This window comes from Rhodoferax sp. P1_F3 (assembly GCF_056405715.1).
The window spans coordinates 1-407 of the sequence record NZ_JBFUBO010000045.1; the positions used below are offsets into that span (position 1 = coordinate 1).

Consider the following 407-nt stretch of genomic DNA (forward strand, 5'->3'; position numbering starts at 1 on the left):
CCTATCTCTGCAAATTTTTGCAAGGTTAGCTCCGCGGCTTGACTGTCGGGGATCACCGCCGATTCGGTAATTTCCAGTTCAATTTCTGATGGGTTCAACCCATGGCGATGCAGTAGATCTTCCAGCTTGCGGGTTAAGGCAGTGTCTTCCAGTTGCAAGGGCGAAAGATTGACCGCCATGGTCAGATCCTGGTAGCCCAGTGCATTCCATCTGGCCTTGCAGGCGCAGGCCTGCTCCAAAACCCAGCCGCCCAACTTATGAATGGAACTTCCGTTTTCGGACAAAGCCACCATCACCACGGGGGAAATCGGGCCATAGGCGGCATGGTTCCAACGCACCAAGGCTTCGACTCCCACCAAGCGTCCCAAGGTATCGTGCTTGGGTTGGTAGGCAAGCCACAATTCGCC

1 protein-coding gene is annotated in these 407 nt (G+C 55.0%); it reads right to left on the reverse strand.

Translation table 11 applies throughout. The annotated features are described in order from the left end of the window. The coding region (locus tag AC1DZ5_RS21555) for an EAL domain-containing protein (RefSeq protein WP_477892858.1) at positions 1-407 on the reverse strand (407 nt) is incomplete at both ends.